Genomic DNA, 24943 nt, shown 5'->3' with positions numbered 1-24943 from the left:
ACCGTATGGATTTCTTACTCGATGCCCTTACTGACTGGCTCAAGGAAATGTTGGTAGGCGGCATTATGAGCAACTTATCGGGGATGTTCGATAGCGTGAACCAGCAGGTCGCAGACATTGCGACACAGGTGGGCCAGACCCCTCAGGGCTGGAACGGGAGTATTTTCAGCATGATCCAAAATCTCTCCAACTCCATCATGGTGCCGATTGCTGGCGTGATCCTGGCTATCGTGATGACGCTGGAGCTGATTCAGATGATTACCGACAAGAACAACCTGCATGATGTGGACACCTGGATGATCTTCAAATGGGTGTTCAAATCTGCCGCTGCCATCCTCATCGTCTCAAACACCTGGAACATCGTGATGGGCGTGTTTGACGCAGCTCAAAGTGTGGTGGCGCAGGCGGCGGGCATCATCGGTTCCGACGCTTCCATCGACATCTCCTCTGTCATGACCGATATGGAGTCCCGGCTGATGGATATGGACCTGGGGCCGCTGTTCGGCCTGTGGTTCCAGTCGCTCTTTATCGGCATTACCATGTGGGCGCTTTACATTTGTATCTTTATCGTGATTTATGGCCGTATGATTGAGATTTACCTTGTGACCTCGGTGGCTCCCATCCCTATGGCCACCATGATGGGCAAGGAATGGGGCGGTATGGGCCAGAACTATCTGCGCTCGTTGATCGCCCTGGGCTTCCAGGCATTTCTCATCATCGTCTGTGTGGCGATCTACGCCGTGCTGGTGCAGAGTATTGCCACCGAATCCGACATCATTATGGCCATCTGGAGCTGCGTGGGCTATACGGTCCTGTTGTGCTTTACGCTCTTTAAGACCGGCAGCCTCGCAAAATCCGTTTTCAATGCACATTAACCAGGAAGGAGGTAATCCCTTTGGCTTATGTACCTGTACCCAAGGATCTTACGAAAGTCAAAACCAAGGTCGCGTTCAACTTAACCAAGAGGCAGCTTGTCTGCTTCGGCGGCGGTGCGCTGATCGGCGTACCGCTTTTCTTCCTGCTCCGGGGGCCTGTGGGAAACAGCGTGGCTGCCATGTGTATGATGCTGGTCATGCTGCCCTTCTTCATGCTGGCGATGTATGAAAAACACGGTCAGCCCCTGGAAAAGATCGTGGGCAATATCATCAAGGTGGCCGTCATCCGGCCCAAGGAGCGCCCGTATCAGACCAACAACTTCTATGCCGTTTTGGAACGGCAGGAAAAACTCGACAAGGAGGTGTATGACATTGTTCACGGTAATCAAAAGCTGGCTGCACCGGCTGTTCGGAAAAGACGAAAAGACCGCGCAGCCGGTTAATCAGAAAAAGATGAAAAAGCTGTCCCGCGCCGACAGAAAGCAGATCGAGGCTGCCATTGCCCGTGCCAATCGCACAGACAAAAAGAAAAAATCGGCTCAGGACAGTATCCCCTATGAACGGATGTGGCCGGACGGCATCTGCCGTGTGGCAGGCAGCCGCTACACAAAGACCATCCAATTCCAGGACATCAACTATCAGCTCTCGCAGAACGAGGACAAGACAGCGATCTTCGAGGGCTGGTGCGATTTCCTCAACTACTTCGACAGCTCCATTCAGTTCCAGCTGTCCTTTTTGAACCTGGCAGCCTCTGAGGAGACCTTTGCCCGCGCCATCAACATTCCTCTCCAGGGGGATGATTTTGACAGCATCCGGGTGGAGTACACCACCATGCTGCAAAACCAGCTGGCAAGAGGCAACAACGGTCTTATCAAGACCAAGTACCTGACTTTCGGCATCGACGCCGACAGCCTCAAGGCCGCCAAGCCCCGTCTGGAGCGCATTGAGACCGACATTCTCAACAACTTCAAACGCCTGGGCGTGGCCGCCGAGACCCTGGACGGCAAGGCGCGGCTGGCACAGCTTCACGGCATTTTCCACATGGATGAACAGGTGCCGTTCCGCTTTGAATGGGACTGGCTGGCTCCGTCCGGTCTGTCCACCAAGGATTTCATCGCGCCGTCCGGCTTCGAGTTCCGCACCGGCAAACAGTTCCGTATGGGTAAAAAATACGGGGCTGTTTCTTTTTTGCAGATCCTCGCCCCGGAGCTGAATGACCGGATGCTGGCGGATTTTCTGGATATGGAAAGCTCTCTGATCGTCAGCCTGCATATCCAGTCCGTAGATCAGATCAAGGCCATCAAGACGGTCAAGCGGAAAATCACCGACCTGGATAAATCCAAAATTGAGGAACAGAAAAAAGCCGTCCGCGCCGGATATGACATGGACATCATTCCCTCCGACCTTGCCACCTACGGTGCCGAGGCCAAGAAGCTCTTGCAGGATTTGCAGAGCCGAAACGAGCGAATGTTCCTTGTGACCTTCCTGGTGCTGAACACGGCGGACAATCCCCGGCAGCTGGGCAACAATGTGTTCCAGGCCAGTTCCATCGCACAGAAGTACAACTGCCAGCTGACAAGGCTTGACTTCCAGCAGGAAGAAGGGCTGATGTCTGCGCTGCCCTTGGGCCTCAATCAGATCGAGATTCAGCGGGGGCTGACCACCAGTTCCACGGCTATCTTTGTTCCGTTCACCACCCAGGAGCTTTTCCAGAACGGCAAAGAGGCGCTGTACTACGGTATCAACGCCCTGTCCAACAACCTCATCATGGTGGACCGCAAGCTGCTGAAAAACCCCAATGGACTGATTCTCGGCACCCCTGGTTCCGGCAAGTCCTTCAGCGCCAAGCGCGAGATCGCCAACTGTTTCCTGCTCACCAATGATGACATCATTATCTGCGACCCGGAGGCCGAGTACGCGCCCTTGGTGGAGCGCCTGCATGGGCAGGTCATCAAGATTTCGCCCACCAGCAGCAATTACATTAACCCTATGGATTTGAACCTGGACTACTCGGACGATGAAAGTCCGCTGTCTCTCAAGTCCGACTTCATCCTGTCTCTGTGCGAGCTGATCGTAGGCGGCAAAGAGGGCTTGCAGCCGGTTCAGAAAACCATCATTGACCGCTGTGTGCGGCTGGTGTATCAGGACTATCTCAATGACCCCCGCCCGGAGAATATGCCCATCCTGGAGGACCTCTACAACCTGCTGCGGGCGCAGGACGAGAAAGAGGCGCAGTACATCGCCACGGCGCTGGAAATCTATGTGACCGGCTCCCTCAATGTGTTTAACCATCAGAGCAATGTGGACATCAACAACCGTATCGTCTGCTACGACATCAAGGAGCTGGGCAAGCAGCTGAAAAAGATCGGTATGCTGGTGGTCCAGGACCAAGTGTGGAACCGCGTTACCATCAACCGTGCTGCCCACAAATCCACCCGTTACTACATCGACGAGATGCACCTGCTGCTGAAAGAGGAACAGACCGCCGCCTACACGGTGGAGATTTGGAAGCGGTTCAGAAAATGGGGCGGCATCCCCACCGGCATCACGCAGAATGTCAAAGACTTGCTTTCTTCCCGCGAGGTGGAGAACATCTTTGAGAACTCCGACTTCGTGTATATGCTCAACCAGGCGGGCGGGGACCGGCAGATTCTCGCCAAGCAGCTGGGCATTTCCCCTCACCAGCTTTCCTATGTGACCCACTCCAGCGAGGGCGAGGGCCTGCTGTTCTATGGCTCCACGATCCTGCCTTTCGTGGACCATTTCCCCAAGAACACCGAGCTGTACCGCATTATGACCACCAAACCCCAGGAACTGAAAAAGGAGGATGAATGACCATGAAACCCAACACCGAACTGAATACCATGATGTTTTTTGACGATGCCCTGGAGGGTGAGCGCACCCAGCTGCTCACCGAGCTGGCCGATGCCGTCAGCGAGACCCGCACGGCGGCGGATCAGGCTGCGGAGCTGAACGAGGACGGCGAAGCGGGCCTGCTGCGCCTGACGGAAATCTGGTGCGCCATGAACGGCGTCCCGGCCATCGTCATCTTCGAGGGCGGGCAGTCCGAGCTGCTGGCCAATGTGGTGGCGCAGATCTACGCCCATCTGCTTCAGCACCCCTCCCGTGACCCTGTGGGGCTGGCCGTCTATGTGGAGCTGCGCTACATGACGGCCTCCCTCATGTTGGGGGAATGGTTTGAATAAGGAACCGCGCCTGCGCTTTACGGACGAGGAACGGGCTGACCCGGCTCTGGAGAAGCCCATCCGTAAGGCGGACAAGGCCGCCGCCAAAGCAGACAAGGCGCAGGCCAAAATCCCCAAAAAGCAGGTCCGGCAAAAGACGGTGGACCCGGAGACCGGCAAAGTGACCACCAAGCTGGTGCTGGAGGACAAGAAGAAGCCGCCCTCCAAATTGTCCCATGCGGTGCGGGATACCCCCGCCAATGCCGCTCTGGGGAAGCTCCACAAGGAAATCCGGGAGACCGAACAGGACAATGTGGGCGTGGAGAGCGCCCACAAGTCCGAGGAGGCTGCCGAGACCGGCGTTAGGCTTGCACGGGAAGGCTACCGCAGCCACAAGTTGAAGCCCTACCGCAAGGCGGCCCAGGCCGAGCAGAAGCTGGAGAAGGCCAATGTGAACGCCTTGTATCAGAAGTCCCTGCGGGAAAATCCCCAGCTTGCCAGCAACCCCATCTCCCGCTGGCAGCAGAAACAGGCCATCAAAAAGGAATACGCTGCCGCCAAGCGCGCCGGTCAAGCTGTCGGGAACACCGCCAAGACTGCGGAGGCCACCGGCATGGCGGCCAAGGCGGTCAAGGAGAAAGCCCAGCAAGCGGGCGCGTTTGTCATGCGCCACAAAAAGGGCTTTTTGATTGCGGGTGCGATCTTCCTGCTGGTCTGTATGCTGCTCAACACCATGTCCTCCTGCTCCATGATGGCGCAGAGTATCGGTTCCGTGGTGTCCGGCACCACCTACCCGTCGGATGATCCTGAGCTGGTGGCGGTGGAGGCCGACTACGCTGCCAAAGAAACGGCGCTGCAAGCCGAGATCGACAACATCGAAAGCAGCCATCCGGGGTATGACGAGTACCGCTATGACCTGGATATGATCGGGCATGACCCCCATGAGCTGGCAGCCTACCTGTCCGCCGTGCTGCAAGGCTATACCCGGCAGAGCGCCCAGGCCGAGCTGGAGCGCGTGTTCGACGCACAGTATGAACTGACGCTTACCGAGGAAGTGGAGATACGATACCGCACCGAAACTTCCACGGACCCCGTGACCGGCGAGACGACCACCGAGGAAGTCCCGTATGAGTATTACATTCTGAATGTGAAGCTCACCAGCAAGCCCATATCTTCCGTGGCTTCGGAGCTGCTAACCCCGGAACAGCTGGAAATGTACCAGGTGTACCGGCAGACGCTGGGCAACAAGCCGCTGATCTTCGGCGGCGGCTCCCCGGATACGAGCAACTCCGAGGACCTGACCGGCGTGGTATTCGTCAACGGCACCCGCCCCGGCAATCAGGCCGTGGTGGACATAGCCAAAAGTCAGGTGGGCAATGTGGGCGGTCAGCCCTACTGGAGCTGGTACGGCTTCAATTCCCGTGTGGAATGGTGCGCCTGCTTCGTGTCCTGGTGCTACGGCCAGATGGGGCTGTCCGAGCCGCGCTTTGCCGCCTGCCAGTCCCAGGGTATTCCGTGGTTCCAGTCTCACGGACAATGGGGCGGGCGTGATTACGCCAATATCGCCCCCGGCGACGCCATCTTCTTTGACTGGGACCTGGATGGCAGCGCCGACCATGTGGGCCTTGTGGTCGGCACAGACGGCAGCCGGGTCTACACCGTGGAGGGCAATTCTGGCGACGCCTGCAAGATCAAGAGTTATTCCCTGTCCTACGAGTGCATCAAGGGCTACGGCCTGATGAACTGGTAAGGCCGATTTATGAGAAAAGGAGTGATTGAAATGGCTAAGAACAAAATCCAGCGCATTGACCAGGAGATTGCCAAGGTCCGCGAGAAGATCGCGGAGTACCAGGACAAGCTGAAAACCCTGGAGGCGCAGAAAACCGAGGCGGAGAACCTGGAAATCGTTCAGATGGTGCGCGCCCTGCGGCTGACCCCGGAGCAGCTGAACGCCATGCTCTCCGGTGGTACGGTCCCTGGCATGGCCGCTGCCTCCGCCAACTACAACGAACAGGAGGATACCGACCATGAAGAATAAGAAAATTTTCAAAACCCTTTCGGCCCTCTGCGCCGCCCTGGTGCTGATGATGGGCCTTTCCGTGACTGCCTTTGCCCAGGGAACGGAAGAACTTCCGGCGGAGGATGCCACCAACGACAGCAATGTGGTCGTGGAGGAAACCGAGGACAGTCCGGCCCTGACCCCGGATGGCAACGCCGCCCTGGTGGATGATTTCGGCGACAACAAGCAGCTCATCACCGTCACCACCAAGGCAGGCAACTACTTCTACATCCTCATTGACCGGGCCAACGAGGACAAGGAAACCGCTGTCCACTTCTTAAACCAGGTGGACGAGGCGGACCTGATGGCGCTGATGGAGGACGGTCAGACCACCCAGGAGCAGCCCGCCACCTGTACCTGTACGGAGAAATGTGTGGCCGGTGCGGTGAATACGGCCTGCCCGGTGTGTGCCACCAATATGAGCGCCTGCACGGGTAAGGAGCCGGAACCGGAGACCCCGGAAGAAACCCCGGAACCGGAAGAACCGGCGCAGAAACCCGCAGGACTGAATCCGGCCATTCTTTTGGCGGTGCTGGCTCTGATGGGTGGCGGCGGCGCTTTTGCCTACTTTAAGCTGGTAAAAAGCAGACCCAAGACCAAGGGCAACGACAATTTGGACGATTATGACTACGGCGAGGATGATACCGATCAGGAGGACGAGGACTCCTGGGAGACCGAGGAATCTGACGAGCCGGACGCTGACGGGGGCGGCGACGAGGAAAGCGAGGACAAGACGGTTTGACCCGCTTCACCGACAGCCCCTATGAACGCATGATGACACGCAGGCCGGAGGGCGGGAAGGAAACTTCCCGTCCTCCTACTTTATCTCCCGGCCACCCCTGTTATGGCTGCGGAAATTACCGTGACGGTCAGCCCTGCGTGGGATTCTGCCACCGGCAGCTGACCGCATGGCTGCGGGAAAGGAGGATGAAAAACCATGAAGCTGGTGATCGCTGAGAAACCGTCCGTTGCCCAAAGTCTGGCCGCCGTGATTGGGGCCACCGCCCGCAAGGACGGCTATCTGGAGGGCGGCGGCTGGCGGGTCAGCTGGTGTGTGGGCCATCTGGCTGGTCTGGCCGACGCCGACGCTTATAACCCGGACTACGCCAAGTGGCGCTATGACGATCTGCCCATTCTGCCGGAACCCTGGCAGATGGTGGTGAGCAAGGACAAGAAGAAACAGTTTGATGTGCTGAAGCAGCTGATGAACGCCCCGGATGTGACCGAAGTGGTAAACGCCTGCGACGCCGGACGCGAGGGGGAGCTGATCTTCCGCAGCGTCTATGAGCTGGCGGGCTGCCAGAAGCCCATGAAGCGGCTCTGGATTTCCTCAATGGAGGATTCCGCCATCCGGGAGGGCTTTGCAAACCTGCGCCCCGGTGCAGACTATGACGGCCTGCGGGATGCGGCCCTCTGCCGCGCCAAAGCGGACTGGCTGGTGGGTATCAATGCCACCCGGCTGTTTTCCGTGCTGTACCACCGGACCCTCAACATCGGACGTGTCATGTCCCCGACGCTGGCCCTCATTGTCCAGCGAGAAGCCGAGATCGACACCTTCAAGCCGGTGCCATTCTACACGGTCACACTGGAGCTGCCCGGTTTCACCGTTTCCGGGGAGCGCATGGCAGACAAGGCTGCCGCCCAACAGCTGAAAACGGCCTGCCAAGGTGCGGCTGCCACAGTGAAAAAAGTGGGGCGCAAAAACAAATCCGAGAAGCCGCCCGCCCTCTATGACCTGACCACCCTCCAACGGGACGCCAACCGGCTGCTGGGGTTCACCGCCCAGCAAACCCTGGACTACCTGCAAAATTTGTATGAAAAGAAGCTCTGTACCTACCCTCGGACGGACAGCCGCTATCTGACTTCGGATATGGCGGCGAGTCTACCGGAGCTGGTCCAGCTCACTGCCGGGGCGATGCCCTTTTCCAATGGCATGGAGATTGCCTGCAATGCCGCCCAGATTGTCAACGACAAGAAAGTGACCGACCATCATGCAGTGATCCCTACCCGCAACCTCCAGGGCGCGGACCTGTCCGGCCTGCCGGTGGGCGAAAAGGCGGTGCTGGAGTTGGTGGCTCTGCGCCTGCTGTGCGCCGTGGCCCAGCCCTATACCTTTGCGGAAACCGCCGTTGTTGTCGAGTGCGCCGGAGCGGAGTTTACTGCCAAAGGCCGCACAGTGAAAAATTACGGCTGGCGGGCGCTGGACGCTGCCTATCGCGCAGGGCTGAAGAATGTGGAGCAGGACAAAGAACCCGAGGACAAGGCTCTGCCTGAGCTGTCTGAAGGTCAGACGCTGCCCCTTTCTGGTGCTACCGTCAAGGAGGGCAAGACCACCCCGCCCAAGCACTTCACCGAAGATACGCTACTCTCCGCAATGGAGACTGCCGGGAAGGACGATATGCCGGAGGATGCCGAGCGCAAGGGCCTGGGGACCCCGGCCACCCGCGCCGGGATTCTGGAAAAGCTGGTTTCCACCGGCTTTTTGGAGCGCAAAAAGAGCAAGAAAACCGTGCAGCTCATGCCATCCCATGACGCGGTATCCCTTATCACCGTGTTGCCGGAGCAGCTGCAATCGCCCCTTCTGACTGCTGAGTGGGAGTACCGGCTGGGTGAGATCGAGCGTGGCGAGCTGGCCCCGGAGGATTTCATGGCTGGGATTAGTGCCATGCTCAAAGAACTTGTGGGAACCTATCAAGCTATCAAGGGAACGGAGTATTTGTTCAGCCCTTCCCACGAAGTGGTGGGCAAATGCCCCCGCTGTGGCGGAGAGGTTGCAGAAATGCAAAAAGGCTTCTTCTGTCAGACAGAATCTTGCAAATTTGCAATTTGGAAAAACAACAAGTGGTGGGAGATGAAGCACAAGCAACCTACCAAAGCCATCGTAACGGCACTGCTCAAAGATGGCCGCGCTCATGTGAGGGGCTTGTACTCCGAGAAAACCGGCAAGACCTACGATGCCACTGTGGTGTTGGCGGATGATGGGCAGTACGCCAACTTCAAGCTGGAGTTTGACCAGCAGAAAGGTGGCAAACGATGAAGCTCTCACGCTATGAACAGGAAACCATCATCCTCTACAACCAGGCCGAAGCCACCGCCGAGGTCTATACCCATGACCCCCGGCTGCTGGAGAAGCTGCGGCGACTGGCAGAGAAATACCCGGACCAGATTGTGAAAAAGGACCGCCAGACCTTTCTCGTTCCCAAACGCTGTGTGTCCGTCCGGGAACCTTACAGCGCCGAGCGCCGTAAGGCAGCCAGTGAACTGGCCAAGGCTGCCGGATACAGGCCGCCCACCCCCAAGAAAGGCAATGAGTAAGCATGGCTGAAAGTGTCTTTGAGGCTGTCAAGCAGTCCATCACCGTCCGAGAAGCAGCGCAGATGTACGGAATCGAGGTCAACCGGAGCGGCATGGCCTGTTGTCCCTTCCACGATGACAAAAATCCCAGCATGAAGCTGAACGAGGAATATTTTTATTGCTTTGGCTGCGGAGCCACCGGCGATGTGATTGACTTCACAGCGAGGCTCTACAATCTGTCCCCCAAAGAGGCCGCCGAGAAGCTGGCCCAGGATTTTGGCCTGGCTTATGACAGTCAGGCCCCTCCCCGGCGACGCCATGTCCGCCAGAAATCCGAGGCGCAGAAATTCAAGGAGGACCGAGACCATGCCTTTCGTGTCCTGGCCGACTACTTTCATTTGCTCCGCAAGTGGGAAACGGACTACACACCCAAAACACCGGAGGAAAATCCACATCCCCGATTCATGGAGGCAATCCAGAAAAAGGACTATGTGGGCTATCTGCTGGATTTTTTTCTGGAGAACAGCCCGGAGGAGCAAAAGCTGTGGATTGCCGAACATCAATCAGAAATAGCCAAATTGGAAAGGAGAGTGAAATTCATGGCTGATAAGACCACCAATCGAGAACGGTTACAAGAGATCACAGCGGGCATTGAACAGGGTATCAAGGAACTGTTTGAGAGCGAGAAGTATATGCGCTATCTGTCCGTCATGTCCAAGTTCCACCGCTACTCCGTCAACAACACCATGCTCATCTATATGCAGCGCCCGGACGCCACCCTGGTGGCCGGGTTCAACAAGTGGAAAAATCAGTTTGAGCGCCATGTGAAAAAGGGTGAGCATGGTATCACCATCATTGCCCCCACGCCCTACAAAAAGAAGATCGAGGAAATGAAGCGCGACCCGGATACTCATGCACCCATCCTGGACGCGGATGGCAAGGCGGTCATGGAGGAAAAAGAAATTGAAATCCCCATGTTCCGTCCGGTGAAGGTGTTCGATGTGAGCCAGACGGACGGAAAGCCCCTGCCAGAGCTGGCCTCCAGCCTGTCCGGGACGGTGCCGCACTATGAGGCTTTCATGGAAGCTCTGCGCCGCTCGGCTCCGGTTCCCATCGAGTTTGAGCCGATGGCCGAGAACATGGACGGCTATTTCTCCTCTGACCAGCAGCGGATCGCCATCCGGGAAGGCATGAGCGAGGTGCAGACTGTTTCCGCCGCTGTCCATGAGACCGCGCACAGTAAGCTCCACGACCCCAAAAAGTACGAAGCGGAGCCGACCTGGAAGATCGTGATGGTGAGCGAGGGCGGCACCAAGCATGACTTCCGTCTGGACTTCGCCACCGAAGCAGAGGCGGAACAGGCCGCCGCCGAGGAAGGCTGGCGCTATGTGGACGAGAATCGGTTTGAGTGGCGGTTGGAAGTGGAGGAAGATCTGACGGCGGTGAAACAGGCCGCCAAGAACCGCAACACCGAGGAAGTGGAGGCCGAGAGCATTTCTTATGCGGTTTGCCAGTATTTCGGCATCCAGACCGGCGAGAACAGTTTTGGCTACATCGCTTCCTGGTCGAAGGACAAGGAGCTGAAGGAGCTGCGGGCCAGTCTGGAGACCATCAACAAGACTTCCTGCGAGCTGATTAACGACATCGAGCGCAACTACAAGGAAATCTGCAAGGAGCGCGGCATTGACCTGACTGCCGCCACGGAACCGCAGCAGGACTCTATCGAGCAGCTGGCAGCAGACATCGACCAGTTCACTTTCGATTATGACCCTTATGAGTATCGGAACAATGCAGATAGCCGTGAGGACGCACTGCACGAACTGACTGCCACACTCCGAAGCGGAGATGCCAGCGGTGTACGCGAATGGCTCCAGAATATCGTGAACGAGGATGAACCGGATGAAACCACCCAAAAAGCTGCCGAGCTTATGGGACGCTTGGATCAGCTGGTGCCGATGACTGAACCGGAACAGCTGACCGAGCCGGAAAATACCGAAAGTGTCCAGCCCAGCGCCGAGTACCGGGAGGCCCTGTTGGTGCTGGATGATACCAGCTACCTTCATGTTCAGCCCTGCGACACCGGCTGGGACTACACGCTCTACGATGTGGCAACCATGAAGCAGATGGACGGCGGCCAGTTGGACGGGCCGGATATGGGCCGTTCCACAGCGGTTAGCCATATCTGCGAGGACCTGGGGATGGGCGGCAAGTCCATCAAGTATGCGCCGCTGTCCATGATCGAGACTTTGCAGGAGGCGGCTTACCACCAGATGCAGGAACAGGTCAGCCAGCAGACCACAGAAGCTGCCGCCACCCAGCTGCCGGATGCCCAGGAGCAGGCGTTGGACGAGTATCCCATGCCGGACCCGGCACTGACTCAGGATGATCTGGAGAAATGCGGCTACCTGGACGGTGACCTTCTGCCCCTCTCCAAAGAGCGAGCCTATGAGCTGATGGAGCGAGACCTGACCGTTTATATCGTCCAGGAGGGTGAAAACCCGGAAATGGCCTTTGACACTGCCGACCTGGACGCCCATGACGGTATCTTTGCTGTGTCCCGCGAGGAATGGGAGCAAAGCCCGGACTTTCACGAAAAAGTTTTGGAACGACAGGATCGGCAGTTGGAACGGGAACAGGCGTTTCTTTCCCATGAGGGAAATTGTTTTGCTATTTATCAGGTGAGCAAGGATGACCCGCAGAATGTGCGTTTTATGAATCTGGATTGGCTGCAATCGCACAATCTGTCCGTAGAGCGGAGTAACTATGACCTTATCTATACCGCCCCTCTGGACGGTTCCGGCAGCACTATGGAGCAGCTGGAAAGGCTGTATGAGCAGTTCAATCTGCAAAAGCCGGTGGATTTTCACAGCCCGTCTATGAGCGTCAGTGACATCGTTGCCATCAAGCAGAATGGTCAGGTATCCTGTCATTACTGCGACAGTGTTGGTTTCACCCAGGTGCAAGGTTTCTTGCCGGAAAATTCGCTGAGAAATGCGGAAATGACGGTGGAAGATGATTACGGCATGATCGACGGTATCATCAATAACGGCCCAAAGGAGCCGACAGTGGCCCAGCTGGAACAACAGGCCCGCAGTGGTCAGCCCATTTCTCTTATGGACTTGGCAGCAGCCGTCCATCGAGAGGAACGGGAAAAGAAAAAGTCCGTAATGGAGCAGCTGAAAAGCCAGCCCAAGACGGAACACAAAAAGACAGCGCAAAAAAAGAGCGCGGAAAGGGAGCTTTGATATGAACAACTTCACCTTTGAGGAAACGAACCTTCTTTGCATCTACAACACCGGCAGCCGCACCGGGCTGATCGACGCTCTGACGGAGATGCGCGGTGAGCTTTCGCCGGAGGAAGCCGAGCTGCGGGAACTGACGGACAGCGCCCTGGGTAAACTCCAAGCTATGAACGACACCGAGTTTGCCGAACTGGAGCTGTACCCAGATTTCGACGAGTAAAAAACACACATAAAGACCTGATGGGACGGCCTGATATGCCGTCCCATTTCTATTCAACATGAAGGGAGGACAGAAAACCATGCCATCCAAAGCTGAATTTTACCGGCAGATGGCCGAACAGGTATCGACCCAGCTTGTAGGCAGCTGGAAGGAGTGGACGGCTTTTCTCACCACCGCCGCCCGCCTTTATAAATACCCATTCCACGAGCAAATGATGATTTACGCCCAGCGCCCGGATGCCACCGCCTGCGCCGAGTATGACCTGTGGAATGAAAAAATGGGACGGTATGTGCGCCGTGGCTCCAAGGGTATTGCCCTGGTGGACGATTCCGGCGACAAGCTTCGCCTGCGCTATGTGTTCGATATTTCCGATACCGGCACCCGTGAACATTCCCGTACACCCTGGTTGTGGCAGCTGGAAGAACAGCACATTGGGCCTGTGTCGGCCATGCTGGAGCAAAACTACGGCGTTGCCGGTGACAATCTCGCCCAGCAGCTCACGGATGTAGCCGGAAAGCTGGCGAGTGAGTATTGGGACGATCATCAGAGAGATTTCCGCTATATCGTTGACGGTTCGTTCCTGGCGGAGTACGATGATTACAACATCGAAGTCCAATTTAAGTCCGCCGCCACCGTCAGTATCGCCTATGCCCTGATGTCTCGCTGTGGGCTGGATACGGAACAATATTTCCAGCATGAGGACTTCATGCCGATTTTCGATTTCAATACCCCGGCCACGGTTGGGGCGTTGGGCGCGGCGGTCAGCCAGATTAACCAGCAGGTTTTGCGGCAGATCGGCGTCACCATCCAGATCTATGAGCGCGAGCAACTCGCGGAAAGGAGCGTTACACATGGAGAACAGCCTGACTTACACGATGAACGGAGATTATCAGATTCCCGACCTGAAGCTGACCGAACAGCCGGAGAAGCCCCTGGGCAAGTACGGCAGGATGCGGAAAGCGTACCTGAAGGAACACCGGCCCCTGATTTACAATCAGCTGCTGCTGACCGAGAAGCTGTACCCGCACCTCATCGAGATCGACGAGACAGCGCAGAGCCGTCTGGAGCAGATGATGCCCCAGCTGGCGAAAGACGCGGGCGCGACGGAGCAGCTGAAAGCCAGCGACCCGATGCGCTGGGTGGGCCTGATGAACACCTGCAAAGCACAGGCCGAGGAGATTCTGATGGCGGAGCTTATTCACAGCTGAGTTTCTTCCTCTCCGAAGCAGAACAAATCAGAATCATAGATGAAGCAGAGAATGTGAAAACATCCTCTGCTTTTTCTTTTGCCCAGGCTGACATCGACCATGTGCTGCGGCTGGGCGGCAACACCTATCGCCAGAGAGAGCGCATTGTCGCGGCCTTTGAGGAGCAGAAGTCCACCACCGAGATCGCAGACACCCTGAAAACCCTGTACCATGGCGGCAACGGGATTGGCAGCATCACTGCATGGTATGCCGAGGATGGAATCCATCTTTCCCACGGCAAAACTGCCCGTTACGATAAGTCCGCCCAGGTCATTTCCTGGGAGAGTGCCGCTGAGCGTATCGGCCAGCTTTTGCAGGACGGCCAGTTTGCCACCAATGTGGAGCTGGCTGAGGCTGCGGGCTATGAACGCTCCCTCCTCGCGGAAAAGTTCTGGAATCTGTACCACGATTTCAGCGAGGAAGCCAGAGAAGCTGGGTATCTGCCCATCCTTTCCAACAATCCGGGGCGCGGTTTCCCGGAGGAATCTGCATGGCTCACCGAACAGCTGAAAAGCCCGGAGTTTCGCCAGAACCTTGCGGAAGAATATGCTGCCTTCTGGACGGCCTACCAGCAGGATCGGGATTTGCTGCGCTTCCACTACCATAAACCCAAAGAAATTTGGGAGAACCTGCAAGATCTGTCCTTGCCTCGCACCACCTTTACCTCTCAGTTGACGGAAGTACCTTCGGTCAAGCAGTTTATCTCTGAGGACGAGATCGACGCCGCCATGACCAGAGGCAGCGGATTTGAGGGCGGTAAGGGCCGAGTTTTCACCTTTTTCCAGGAACCCCATACGGATAAGGAAAAGGTGGATTTTCTCAAACATAAGTATGGTATTGGCGGTCACTCCCATGCCCTGTCCGGTGCAATGAAAAGCGATGAAAGCCACGACGGAAAAGGTCTGCACTACAAAAAAGACGGCTGCCCGGATGTGCATTTCACCTGGGAGAAAGTCGCCAAACGGATTACCGACCTGATCCAGAAGGGACGCTATCTCACAGAACAGGAACAGGCGGAGTATGACAAAATCCAGGCAGAAAAGGCCCTGGCGGAAGAAGATGCCCTGCAAGCCCAGCAGCCGGACCCGGCTGTGTGGGAATACAACGGCGTCAAGGAGCGCCACCCGGATGATATAATCCTCTACCAAATGGGGGATTTTTTTGAGCTGTACGGTGAGGACGCCAAAACTGCTGCTGCGGAACTGGACCTCAATCTCACGACCCGCGCTATCCCCGGCGGTGGCCGTGTGGAAATGTGCGGCTTTCCGGCAAACCGGCTGGAGCAGGTTGTGGAACAGCTGCGGGATAAGCATGATGTGACCATTTCCGCTGTCCCGAAGGGCGGCAGGGAGCGGCAGGAGTATTCCATGCCCTCTATCGACCATGAGGCGGAACAGCACATCAATGCCCAGGAAGCGGAGTTTGGCGCAGACGGGACCAGAGTATTTCAGGAGACCGAAGCAGCCGCAGCCCCTACGATTCGAGAACTGCATGAGCAATACAAGCCCATTGTACTTGCCGCTGTTATGGAAGATGTGCCATATCGCAATGCCTGCGGTCACAGTGACCATGAGAACGCCGTGATCGAGGGCAATGCCGCTATTCGCCGTGCTGTCCTGGGATCTGGCAACATGGAGCTGCTCCGCCTCTATTCCGACACACCGGAGTTCCGCCAGCGCCTTCATCGAGAAATCATCGACGAGACCTATCCCAAGCTCCATGAGCTGCTGCACCCTCTCACGGACAATGACATCGACAAGGCTATCCAGGACTGGAACGGCAAAATCGAAAGTAAACACGCCGTTGTCCGTTACATGGAGAAACATGGGCGGGAAAAAGATACCGCTGCATGGCTGGCCCATGAGTTTGACGGCGGCGATGGCAAAACCCCGTTTTCGGTTCGCCCGGAAAGCCCCGAAGGAACGGTGCTGCCCTGGCCCAAGGTACAGCGCCGGATCGCTCAGCTTATCAAGGAGGACCGGTTCTACACCGAAGCGGAACAGGACCGGTTCGACAACATCGACCCCATCGCCATTCGGGAGGCTTTGGCCGAGCGCGGCATTGTGAATGGTGAACTGGTGGATGAGGAAAAACTGGATAATGACCCATTCATCCAGCGTGTTATGGCGGATGTGGAGGCCATATCCAGAGAGAGCGTCCCGGCAGATGAGCCGGAACAGCCTTCTCCCCATAATTTGCGTGTTCTGGTTTCAGATGAGGAATACGCTGCGGCTCGTGGCACACTCCGGGAGCGAACCTCCTACGATCCAGCGGTTCCTCCTTACAATGTGGGTGATATTGTCTATCTGGATGACCGGCCCCATCAGATCACAGAGCTGCGGGATGACACGGTGCAGCTGCTGCCCACCGGCATGAGCTATCCCATCTACCGGGCTGAGAGCCGGGAACGGTTTGAGCAGCTTTTGCGGGAGGATAACCGCAACGACTTCTATACCGAATTCCTGCCTGCAAATCTGGATACGGTGGACCAGGACCTTCGGGATGTGCTGGCCCATGGCCTGATTGGTGAGGCGGACAAGGCGGAGCTTTCCGAGCTTCTTCGCAACGGCAAGAGTAACCAGGAGGTAGCCTTGTGGCTGAGCCGGGCCTATCCCAACATCGTGGAAACGATGGAGCTGGAGACCGGCGAGACCGCCGATTACCGCACGATGCCGGAAGGTATCGAGCTGGAAGTGCTGGATGCAGATGAAAAGCGTCTGGCCATGCTGTTCTTCCAGTGGAGCGAGGTTGCGCCTTTGCTGCGCGGGATGTATGCCCGTCAGTTGGACGGTTTTGAGCAGGAACGCCCCGAACCGGCTGCCGAAACCCCGGCCTTCCAAGCCGAGACTGTGGCTGTCTATCCGGGCGATAAGAACAATCTGCCCTATGATGTGGTTGTTCAGACCCTGCGAACCAATGAGCCGGAGCCGCCCACGCCTGCTGTCGAGCCGGAAAAGACTCTGGATGAGGTACTGGACGAACACCCCGTTTCCATTCAGGTAAACGGCGAGTGGCAGACCTTCCCCAATGTCAAAGCTGCCGAGGAAGCCTCTTATGAGGAATACAAGGCCAATCTGCGTCGCACCGCCGAGAATTTCCGTATCACTGACGATCACCTGGGCGAAGGCGGTCCCAAGGCTAAGTTCCAGGCCAATGTCGAGGCAATCAAGCTGCTGAAATACCTGGAGGAAACCACCGAGCAGGCAACGCCGGAACAGCAGAAAATCCTTTCCCGGTATGTGGGCTGGGGCGGCCTTGCCGATGCCTTTGACCCCGACAAGGAAAGCTGGAGCAAGGAATATGCCCAGCTGAAGGAACTGCTGACCCCGGAGGAATACGCTGCTGCCAGAGGTTCCACCCTCAACGCGCACTACACCAGCCCTACGGTCATCAAAGCGATTTACGAGGCTGTGGGCCGCATGGGATTTGAGACCGGCAACATCCTGGAGCCGTCCTGTGGTGTAGGCAATTTCTTCGGTATGCTGCCGGAGGAAATGCGAAACAGCCGTCTTTACGGCGTGGAGCTGGATTCCATCAGCGGGCGTATTGCCCAGCAGCTCTACCCCAAGGCCGACATCACCGTGGCAGGGTTTGAGACCACCGACAGGCGGGATTTCTACGATCTGGCGGTGGGTAATGTACCGTTTGGCCAGTATCAGGTTCGGGATAAAGCCTATGACAAGCTGAATTTCAGCATTCACAACTACTTTTTCGCCAAGGCTCTGGATCAGGTTCGTCCCGGTGGCGTGGTGGCCTTTGTCACCAGCCGCTACACGATGGACGCCAAGGATTCCACCGTGCGCCGGTATCTTGCTCAGCGCGCCGAACTGCTGGGGGCCATCCGTCTGCCCAATGACGCTTTCAAAAAGAACGCAGGTGCCGAGGTCGTTTCGGACATCATCTTCCTGCAAAAGCGTGACCGTCCGTTGGACATCGTGCCGGAGTGGACGCAGACCGGGCAGACCGAGGACGGCTTTGCCATCAACCGCTATTTCCTGGACCACCCGGAAATGGTGCTGGGCCGACAGGAACCGGAAAGCACCGCCCACGGCATGGACTACACCGTGAACCCCATCGAGGGGCTGGAGCTTGCCGATCAGCTGCATGATGCCGTGAAGTACATTCGCGGCACCTACCAGGAGGCCGAGCTGCCGGAGCTGGGCGAGGGCGAAGCCATCGACACTTCTATCCCTGCTGACCCCAATGTGAAAAATTACTCCTACACCGTTGTGGACGGCGATGTGTATTACCGTGAAAACAGCTGTATGGTACGGCCTGACCTGAATGCCACCGCCGAAGCCCGTGTGAAAGGACTGGTGGGTCTGCGAGAATGTGTCCAGCAGCTCATTGATCTGCAAATGGACGCCGCCACACCGGACAGCGCCATCCAGGACAAACAGGCCGAACTGAACCGGCTCTATGACAGCTTCTCTGCAAAATATGGTCTTATCAATGACCGGGCGAACCGGCTGGCCTTTGCTGATGATTCCAGCTACTATCTGCTCTGCGCGCTGGAAGTCATTGACGAGGACGGCAAGCTGGAGCGCAAGGCGGATATGTTCACCAAGCGCACCATCAAGCCCCACAAGGCGGTGGACACTGTGGATACCGCAAGTGAAGCTCTGGCCGTATCAATTTCCGAAAAAGCCTTTGTCGATATGGCGTATATGGCGGAGTTGACCGGCAAGACCGGCGACGAACTGGCCGCCGAGCTAAAAGGCGTGATCTTCCGTGTACCTGGGCAGTTGGAGAAAGACGGCACTCCCCATTATGTAACAGCCGACGAATACCTGTCCGGCAATGTGCGGCGCAAGCTGCGTCAGGCACAGCGGGCCGCACAGCAGGACCCTTCCTTTGCAGTCAATGTGGAGGCCCTTACCGCTGCCCAGCCCAAAGACCTGGATGCGTCGGAGATTGAGGTGCGCCTGGGCGCTACCTGGATCGACAAAGAGTACATCCAGCAGTTTATGTATGAGACCTTCGACACGCCGTTTTATCTCCAGCGCAATATCGAGGTCAACTATTCTTCTTTCACCGCTGAGTGGCAGATCACCGGCAAAAGCTCTGTAAGCCAGAACAATGTGGCAGCCTATACCACCTACGGAACCAGCCGTGCCAATGCCTACAAGATTCTGGAGGACAGCCTGAACCTGCGGGATGTCCGTATCTACGACACCATAGAGGATGCAGACGGCAAAGAGCGCCGGGTGTTGAATGCCAAAGAGACCACCCTGGCCGCCCAAAAGCAGCAAGCGATCCGGGACGCTTTCAAAGACTGGATTTGGAAAGACCCGGACCGCCGCCAAGCTCTGGTCCGCCAGTACAATGAGGAAATGAACTCCACCCGTCCCCGTGAATACGACGGCGGACACATTACTTTCGGTGGTATGAACCCGGCCATCACCTTGCGGGAACACCAGAAAAACGCTATCGCTCATGTGCTGTACGGCGGCAATACGCTGCTGGCACACGAGGTAGGCGCTGGCAAAACCTTTGAAATGGTGGCTGCCGCCATGGAGAGTAAGCGCCTGGGCTTGTGTCAGAAATCCCTCTTTGTGGTGCCGAACCATCTGACCGAACAATGGGCGTCGGAGTTTCTGCGGCTCTATCCTTCCGCCAACATTCTTGTCACCACCAAAAAGGACTTTGAGACCCACAACCGCAAGAAGTTCTGCGCCCGCATTGCCACCGGCGATTATGACGCCATCATCATGGGACACAGCCAGTTTGAGAAAATCCCCATCAGCCGAGAGCGTCAGGAACGGCTCCTTCAGGAGCAGATCGACGAGATCACCGAGGGCATTGCCGAGGTGAAGTACAGCGGCGGTGAGCGTTTCACGGTCAAGCAGTTGGAACGCACCAAGAAGTCCCTGGAAGCCCGGCTGGAGAAATTGCAGGCCGAGAGCCGCAAGGACGATGTGGTAACATTCGAGCAGTTGGGTGTGGACCGCCTGTTCGTCGATGAGGCGCATAACTATAAAAACCTGTTTTTATACACCAAGATGCGGAATGTGGCAGGTCTCTCCACAAGCGATGCCCAAAAGTCCAGCGATATGTTTGCAAAGTGTCGCTATATGGATGAACTGACCGGAAACCGTGGTGTGATTTTCGCCACTGGCACCCCCGTATCGAACAGCATGACCGAACTTTACACCATGCAGCGGTATCTCCAGTATGACCGCCTGCAAGAGCTGAACATGACCCACTTCGACTGCTGGGCCAGCCGCTTCGGAGAAACCGTCACGGCGCTGGAGCTGGCACCGGAAGGCACCGGCTACCGGGCAAGAACGAGATTCAGCAAGTTTTTCAACCTCCCGGAGCTGATGAACTTGTTCCGTGAAGTTGCCGACATCAAAACCGCCGATCAGCTGAACTTGCCCACCCCGGAGGTGGAATACCACAACATCGTGGCCCAGCCTACTGAACACCAAAAAGAGATGGTGCAGGTTCTCTCCGAGCGCGCCTCCAGGGTACACAGCGGCAGCGTTGACCCCTCAGAGGACAATATGCTCAAGATTACCGGCGATGGCCGCAAGCTGGGTCTGGACCAGCGTATCATCAACCAGCTGCTGCCGGATGAACCCGGCACCAAGGTCAATCAGTGTGTGGGTAATATCATGCAGATCTGGCGGGACGGCGAGGCTGACAAGCTGACCCAGCTGGTATTCTGCGACATTTCCACGCCCCAGGCAGCCCCCTCCAAAAAGGCAGCCAAACAGCTGGATAATCCCACACTTCATGCGCTGGAACAGGCTGTGCCGTTGGATGAGCCTGAGCCTGCCTTTACCATCTATGAGGACATCCGCCAGAAGCTCATCGCCCAGGGAATGCCCGCCGAGCAGATTGCTTTTATCCACGAAGCCAAGACCGAGGTGCAGAAGAAAGAACTGTTTTCCAAGGTTCGCACTGGGCAGGTGCGCGTCCTGCTGGGCAGCACCTCCAAAATGGGCGCTGGCACCAATGTGCAGGACCGGCTTGTGGCGCTCCATGACCTGGATTGTCCGTGGCGTCCGGGAGACCTTGCCCAGCGCAAGGGCCGTATCGAGCGCCAGGGCAACCAGAATCCGCTGGTCCATGTGTACCGCTATGTTACCGAGGGAACTTTCGATGCCTACCTGTGGCAGACGGTGGAGAACAAACAGAAATTCATTTCGCAAATCATGACCAGCAAAAGCCCGGTCCGCTCCTGCGATGATGTGGACGAAACGGCGCTGTCCTTTGCCGAGATCAAGGCCCTGTGCGCCGGAGACCCCCGTATCAAGGAGCGCATGGATTTGGATGTGGAGGTTGCGCGTCTGAAGCTGATGAAAGCTGACCATCAGAGCAAGCAGTACCGCCTGGAGGATCAGTTGCTCAAATACTTCCCCCAGGAAATCGAAACTAACAAGGGGTTTATTAAAGGCTTTGAAGCGGATCTGGAGACCCTGGCCGCCCATCCTCACCCGGAGGATGGCTTTGCTGGAATGGAGATCCGGGGCGATGTGCTGACTGACAAAGAAAACGCCGGTGCAGCCTTGCTAGACGCCTGTAAGGAGGTCAAAGGCTCCGAACCGGTGCAGATCGGCAGCTATCGGGGCTTTACTATGTCCGTGGAGTTTTCCGCTTGGAAACAGGAATATACGCTCCTGTTGAAAGGCCAGATGACCCACCGGGCAAGCCTCGGCACAGACCCGCGCGGAAACCTCACCCGTATCGACAATGCACTGGCTCAAATGCCTCAGCGTTTGGAAGCCGTGAAAAACCAGCTGGACAACCTTTACCAACAGCAGGCCGCAGCCAAAGAGGAAATCGGAAAGCCGTTTCCCTTTGAGGATGATCTGCGAGTCAAGTCCGCCCGTCTGGTGGAACTGGACACGCTGCTGAACATTGACGGCAAGGGCCATGCCCAGCCGGAAACTGTGGTTGCCAAGAGCGCACGGCCTTCGGTGCTGGACAGCTTGAAGCGCCCGGTGCCACCCCGTAGCCCTGAAAAGAAACCGAAACAACATGAGGAGGTGCGATAACATGAATACCAACGATCTGAATACGGCCCTTTATGAGAAGATGGCCGCTGAACAGGACAAATACCGGGACTGGCTGAAAAGCCAGCCCCCGGAGGAAATCCTGCACCATACCTATGAGTACACCGTCCGGGAGGACATTGTGATGGCGATGGAGGACTTGGAGCTGACCGATGCCCAGGCCCAGGCGCTTTTGGATTCGCCTACACCGCTGGCCGATGTGTACCGTCACTTTGAGAAGCTGGAGACCGGCTACATGGATGTGATCCGGGACAGCATTGAAAACCGAGCGGATGATGTGTGTAAGGTTTTGGAAGAACAGCGGTCCATCCCTCTCTATCTCCATTCTGCCGCCTATGCGTCCCAGCATGGGGAGATGGCACAATATAACCGCTCTTATCAGGCAAACTTTGACTGTAAAGAGGCCATTGAACACGCCATCAGCGCCCACTATGCGGATAACCGACTGGATACGGAGTCTGCGGTTAAGGCGGTGCTGGAAAAGTTCGGGTCGGAACGAGTACAGTTCATCCTTGCCAACACCATCCAGCATAAGGACAGCGACGGTCGCGTTTCCCGTGACAACAAAGCCTGGGCAAAGACCATTCCCATGCCGGAGGACAGCGGCACTTCGCGCCACTGTGCTTATCTGGTTGTGGATGAGGTCAATCTTGGTCTGACCGATCTGTTTACACGGCAGGCACGAAAAACGCTTCAGGAACCGGAGAAAGGCTCTGTCTTGCAAAAGCTCAAACAGGAGCCTACCACCCACAAGCCTGCTTTATCGAAGAAACAGGAGCCGGAACGATGAGCGCCAAAAAGCGTAAACGGGATGTGCCGGTCCTGTTTTGGGTTTCCGATGCGGAGATGGAAGCGATCCAGCAGAAAATGGCACAGTTCGGAACAAAAAACCTGAGCGCCTATCTGCGGAAGATGGCTGTGGACGGCTATGTGGTACAGCTGGACTTGCCGGAGCTGAAGGAACTGGTATCCCTGTTGCGCCGAAGCAGCAATAACCTGAACCAGCTCACCCGACGGGTACATGAAACGGGGCGGATTTATGATGCTGACCTGGAGGATATAGCCCAACGGCAGGAGCAGTTATGGGAGGGCGTGAAAGAAATCCTAACCCAGCTTTCCAGGCTTTCGTAACAGGGATATATGCCCCAACTGCGGAGGGAGGAACGGCGTTCTTTTCGCCGCGCCTTCCTCCGTTTTTTCTTTTGCCCATATCCTTGTCTTTTTGAAATGTTGGAAGGATAATATGGGTAGAAAACAGATTGCCGCAAAGGAGTTGAGAATAGATGAAAACCTTTGAGAAGGTGTTGGAGATTTTTCGTGAGTATTTGGACTGTGATCTAGAGGAAGAAGTCCTCCCTTGTCGAGAAGGTTATCTCCGCGTCACATGGAATGGAGATTCCCGCTACTGTGTGGATGGACTTCTCAGCCGGACACCGGACGAACTATTCGAGGTGCTGTTATCTGATTATCGCAGCTATGAGGAACTGCGGCTAACCAAAGGATGCCGAGAAGTGACGGAAGAAGATGAAAGACAGGCAGAAATTCTCTGTCAGAGCTTTCGGGAACGATGGAAGGAGGAAGAAAAATGAGGGCGATCTGGTTCATTCTGAAACTGCCGTTGAAGATTTTAATGGCTCCGGTGATTCTGTCGCTGACCCTGTTCGTCTGGATTTGTGTGGGGATTGTCTATGTCTCCGGTTTGGTGCTGGGGCTTATCAGCATGGTGGTTGCCCTGCTGGGTGTGGCAGTTCTGATTACTTACTCCTTGCAAAACGGCATTATCCTGCTGGTGATAGCATTTCTCATTAGTCCCTATGGTTTGCCAATGGCTGCAATCTGGCTACTGGGCAAGGTACAGGACTTGAAGTTTATCATTCAAGATTTGGTTTATGGATAATATGAAAACCTCCGACGAATTTCGTCGGAGGTTTTATGGTTCTAGGTTATCTTCTTGAAAAAGCGGCGATGCAAAAAAGGTATCTATCCCAATCCCCATTCCTTGGCACATCTCATGAATGATCCGTAGCTTAACCGAATCATACGAGCAGTTGATGACATTTCCAATCGTAGACTTGGGAACACCGCTTTTCATATACAGTTGATATTGTGTCATTTTTCTTTCATCTAGTAATTCTAACAGACGTTTGCTTACCGCCTCGTTTAGCTTCATTCTATACACCGCCCCTGTGACTGTACTATATTTAGTATATGGGCAGTTTTGCTAAAATTGGTCCCTGTACCTGTACTAATAGAGCTATTTGCAGTATGATGGTAATAGGGGTGCCATCGTATGAACGTAACTTTTTGTGGCCATTCGCAAATCACAAAGGCAGACAATATTGCGAATTGGCTTCGCAATGTAACACAAGACCTAATTGAGCAAGGAGCAACAACTTTTTATCTTGGAGGATATGGAGAGTTCGACAGTTTAGCAGCGTCTATTTTACGGGAACAAAAGAAAAAGTATCCGCAAATCGAGCTGGTTCTTGTATTGGCATATTTGAACACTGGCCGGGATGTTTCTGGCTATGACAGTACCGTGTATCCACCGCTGGAAAACGTACCGCGCCGTTTTTCGATTTCTCATAGAAATCGCTGGATGGTAGAGTCCGCCGATGTAGTGGTGGCCTATGTTCTCCATGATTGGGGCGGAGCAGCCACAACGTTACGGTGTGCCAAACAGAAAAAGAAGCAGATTATTTCATATCGTGATGAAATGGGCAGCTGAGGTTGTCTATTTTGCTGCCACTTCATATTTCCAAAACTGTTGAACGTTAAGCTGTCGGTAAAATTATGCCGA

General features: G+C 56.0%; 18 protein-coding genes. 17 read left to right on the top strand and 1 reads right to left on the bottom strand.

Annotated features, from left to right (window positions below; genetic code table 11):
* Positions 1-5 precede the first annotated feature (5 nt).
* The 16 genes from KE531_05390 to KE531_05315 all read left to right on the top strand — a co-directional run bounded on the left by KE531_05390 (position 6) and on the right by KE531_05315 (position 24040).
* Positions 6-875: a hypothetical protein gene (locus KE531_05390; GenBank protein ID MBR9953061.1), complete on the top strand. Its 870-nt coding sequence runs from the start codon at positions 6-8 to the stop codon at positions 873-875.
* 20 nt (positions 876-895) lie between these two features.
* Complete coding sequence (locus tag KE531_05385) at positions 896-1318, top strand: PrgI family protein (GenBank protein MBR9953060.1); 423 nt, start codon at positions 896-898, stop codon at positions 1316-1318.
* Between the two features lie 10 nt (positions 1319-1328).
* Positions 1329-3710, top strand: a complete 2382-nt coding sequence (locus KE531_05380; protein MBR9953059.1) for an ATP-binding protein — start codon at positions 1329-1331, stop codon at positions 3708-3710.
* A 2-nt stretch (positions 3711-3712) separates the two neighbouring features.
* Complete coding sequence (locus KE531_05375) at positions 3713-4081, top strand: DUF3851 family protein (protein ID MBR9953058.1); 369 nt, start codon at positions 3713-3715, stop codon at positions 4079-4081.
* Positions 4074-5810: a CHAP domain-containing protein gene (locus tag KE531_05370; protein ID MBR9953057.1), complete on the top strand. Its 1737-nt coding sequence runs from the start codon at positions 4074-4076 to the stop codon at positions 5808-5810. The genes KE531_05375 and KE531_05370 overlap by 8 nt, the downstream gene beginning before the upstream one ends.
* Before the next feature lie 30 nt (positions 5811-5840).
* A complete protein-coding gene (locus KE531_05365) occupies positions 5841-6098 on the top strand; it encodes a DUF4315 family protein (GenBank protein MBR9953056.1) in 258 nt (85 codons plus the stop codon).
* Positions 6088-6861: a DUF4366 domain-containing protein gene (locus tag KE531_05360; protein MBR9953055.1), complete on the top strand. Its 774-nt coding sequence runs from the start codon at positions 6088-6090 to the stop codon at positions 6859-6861. The genes KE531_05365 and KE531_05360 overlap by 11 nt, the downstream gene beginning before the upstream one ends.
* Before the next feature lie 195 nt (positions 6862-7056).
* Positions 7057-9156 carry a DNA topoisomerase 3 gene (locus tag KE531_05355; protein MBR9953054.1) on the top strand — a complete coding sequence of 700 codons (2100 nt, stop codon included), beginning with the start codon at positions 7057-7059 and terminating at the stop codon, positions 9154-9156.
* The gene (locus tag KE531_05350) at positions 9153-9434 is read left to right on the top strand and encodes an immunoglobulin (GenBank protein MBR9953053.1); all 282 of its coding nucleotides are present in this window, start codon (positions 9153-9155) and stop codon (positions 9432-9434) included. The genes KE531_05355 and KE531_05350 overlap by 4 nt, the downstream gene beginning before the upstream one ends.
* 2 nt (positions 9435-9436) lie before the next feature.
* Positions 9437-12658, top strand: coding sequence for a DUF4316 domain-containing protein (locus KE531_05345; GenBank protein ID MBR9953052.1), 3222 nt, complete (start codon positions 9437-9439; stop codon positions 12656-12658).
* A 1-nt stretch (position 12659) separates the two neighbouring features.
* On the top strand, positions 12660-12875 hold the full coding sequence (locus KE531_05340) for a transposon-transfer assisting family protein (GenBank protein ID MBR9953051.1): 216 nt from the start codon (positions 12660-12662) through the stop codon (positions 12873-12875).
* Between the two features lie 79 nt (positions 12876-12954).
* On the top strand, positions 12955-22125 hold the full coding sequence (locus tag KE531_05335; GenBank protein MBR9953050.1) for a DEAD/DEAH box helicase family protein: 9171 nt from the start codon (positions 12955-12957) through the stop codon (positions 22123-22125).
* 1 nt (position 22126) lies between these two features.
* Positions 22127-22933, top strand: a complete 807-nt coding sequence (locus KE531_05330) for a DUF3849 domain-containing protein (GenBank protein ID MBR9953049.1) — start codon at positions 22127-22129, stop codon at positions 22931-22933.
* A complete protein-coding gene (gene mobC, locus KE531_05325) occupies positions 22930-23274 on the top strand; it encodes a plasmid mobilization relaxosome protein MobC (GenBank protein ID MBR9953048.1) in 345 nt (114 codons plus the stop codon). The genes KE531_05330 and mobC overlap by 4 nt, the downstream gene beginning before the upstream one ends.
* A 152-nt stretch (positions 23275-23426) precedes the next feature.
* Positions 23427-23732, top strand: a complete 306-nt coding sequence (locus KE531_05320; protein MBR9953047.1) for a hypothetical protein — start codon at positions 23427-23429, stop codon at positions 23730-23732.
* Complete coding sequence (locus KE531_05315) at positions 23729-24040, top strand: succinate dehydrogenase (GenBank protein ID MBR9953046.1); 312 nt, start codon at positions 23729-23731, stop codon at positions 24038-24040. Before KE531_05320 ends, KE531_05315 begins: the two co-directional genes overlap by 4 nt.
* Positions 24041-24073: 33 nt before the next feature.
* Here KE531_05315 and KE531_05310 read toward each other — a convergent pair whose 3' ends face one another.
* A complete protein-coding gene (locus KE531_05310) occupies positions 24074-24313 on the bottom strand; it encodes a helix-turn-helix transcriptional regulator (GenBank protein MBR9953045.1) in 240 nt (79 codons plus the stop codon).
* A 120-nt stretch (positions 24314-24433) separates the two neighbouring features.
* Here KE531_05310 and KE531_05305 point away from each other — a divergent pair, with 120 nt between their 5' ends.
* Positions 24434-24871, top strand: coding sequence for a hypothetical protein (locus KE531_05305; protein ID MBR9953044.1), 438 nt, complete (start codon positions 24434-24436; stop codon positions 24869-24871).
* Positions 24872-24943: the final 72 nt, after the last annotated feature.

The sequence above is a fragment of the Eubacteriaceae bacterium Marseille-Q4139 genome (genome assembly GCA_018223415.1).
Taxonomy (GTDB): Bacteria; Bacillota; Clostridia; order Lachnospirales; family Lachnospiraceae; genus CABSIM01.
The sequence above is the reverse complement of the archived record's forward strand: the minus strand, read 5'-3'. Positions and strand labels throughout refer to the sequence as shown.

Bases quoted from the DNA above. Each gene is read 5' to 3' on its own strand.
- KE531_05375 (MBR9953058.1), top strand. From the start codon at position 3,713: ATGAAACCCAACACCGAACTGAATACCATGATGTTTTTTGACGATGCC.
- KE531_05320 (MBR9953047.1), top strand. From the start codon at position 23,427: ATGAAAACCTTTGAGAAGGTGTTGGAGATTTTTCGTGAGTATTTGGAC.
- KE531_05345 (MBR9953052.1), top strand. From the start codon at position 9,437: ATGGCTGAAAGTGTCTTTGAGGCTGTCAAGCAGTCCATCACCGTCCGA.
- KE531_05390 (MBR9953061.1), top strand. From the start codon at position 6: ATGGATTTCTTACTCGATGCCCTTACTGACTGGCTCAAGGAAATGTTG.
- KE531_05380 (MBR9953059.1), top strand. From the start codon at position 1,329: ATGAAAAAGCTGTCCCGCGCCGACAGAAAGCAGATCGAGGCTGCCATT.
- KE531_05355 (MBR9953054.1), top strand. From the start codon at position 7,057: ATGAAGCTGGTGATCGCTGAGAAACCGTCCGTTGCCCAAAGTCTGGCC.
- KE531_05335 (MBR9953050.1), top strand. From the start codon at position 12,955: ATGCCATCCAAAGCTGAATTTTACCGGCAGATGGCCGAACAGGTATCG.
- KE531_05340 (MBR9953051.1), top strand. From the start codon at position 12,660: ATGAACAACTTCACCTTTGAGGAAACGAACCTTCTTTGCATCTACAAC.
- KE531_05310 (MBR9953045.1), bottom strand. From the start codon at position 24,313: ATGAAGCTAAACGAGGCGGTAAGCAAACGTCTGTTAGAATTACTAGAT.
- KE531_05315 (MBR9953046.1), top strand. From the start codon at position 23,729: ATGAGGGCGATCTGGTTCATTCTGAAACTGCCGTTGAAGATTTTAATG.
- KE531_05365 (MBR9953056.1), top strand. From the start codon at position 5,841: ATGGCTAAGAACAAAATCCAGCGCATTGACCAGGAGATTGCCAAGGTC.
- KE531_05350 (MBR9953053.1), top strand. From the start codon at position 9,153: ATGAAGCTCTCACGCTATGAACAGGAAACCATCATCCTCTACAACCAG.
- KE531_05330 (MBR9953049.1), top strand. From the start codon at position 22,127: ATGAATACCAACGATCTGAATACGGCCCTTTATGAGAAGATGGCCGCT.
- KE531_05305 (MBR9953044.1), top strand. From the start codon at position 24,434: ATGAACGTAACTTTTTGTGGCCATTCGCAAATCACAAAGGCAGACAAT.
- KE531_05360 (MBR9953055.1), top strand. From the start codon at position 6,088: ATGAAGAATAAGAAAATTTTCAAAACCCTTTCGGCCCTCTGCGCCGCC.
- mobC (MBR9953048.1), top strand. From the start codon at position 22,930: ATGAGCGCCAAAAAGCGTAAACGGGATGTGCCGGTCCTGTTTTGGGTT.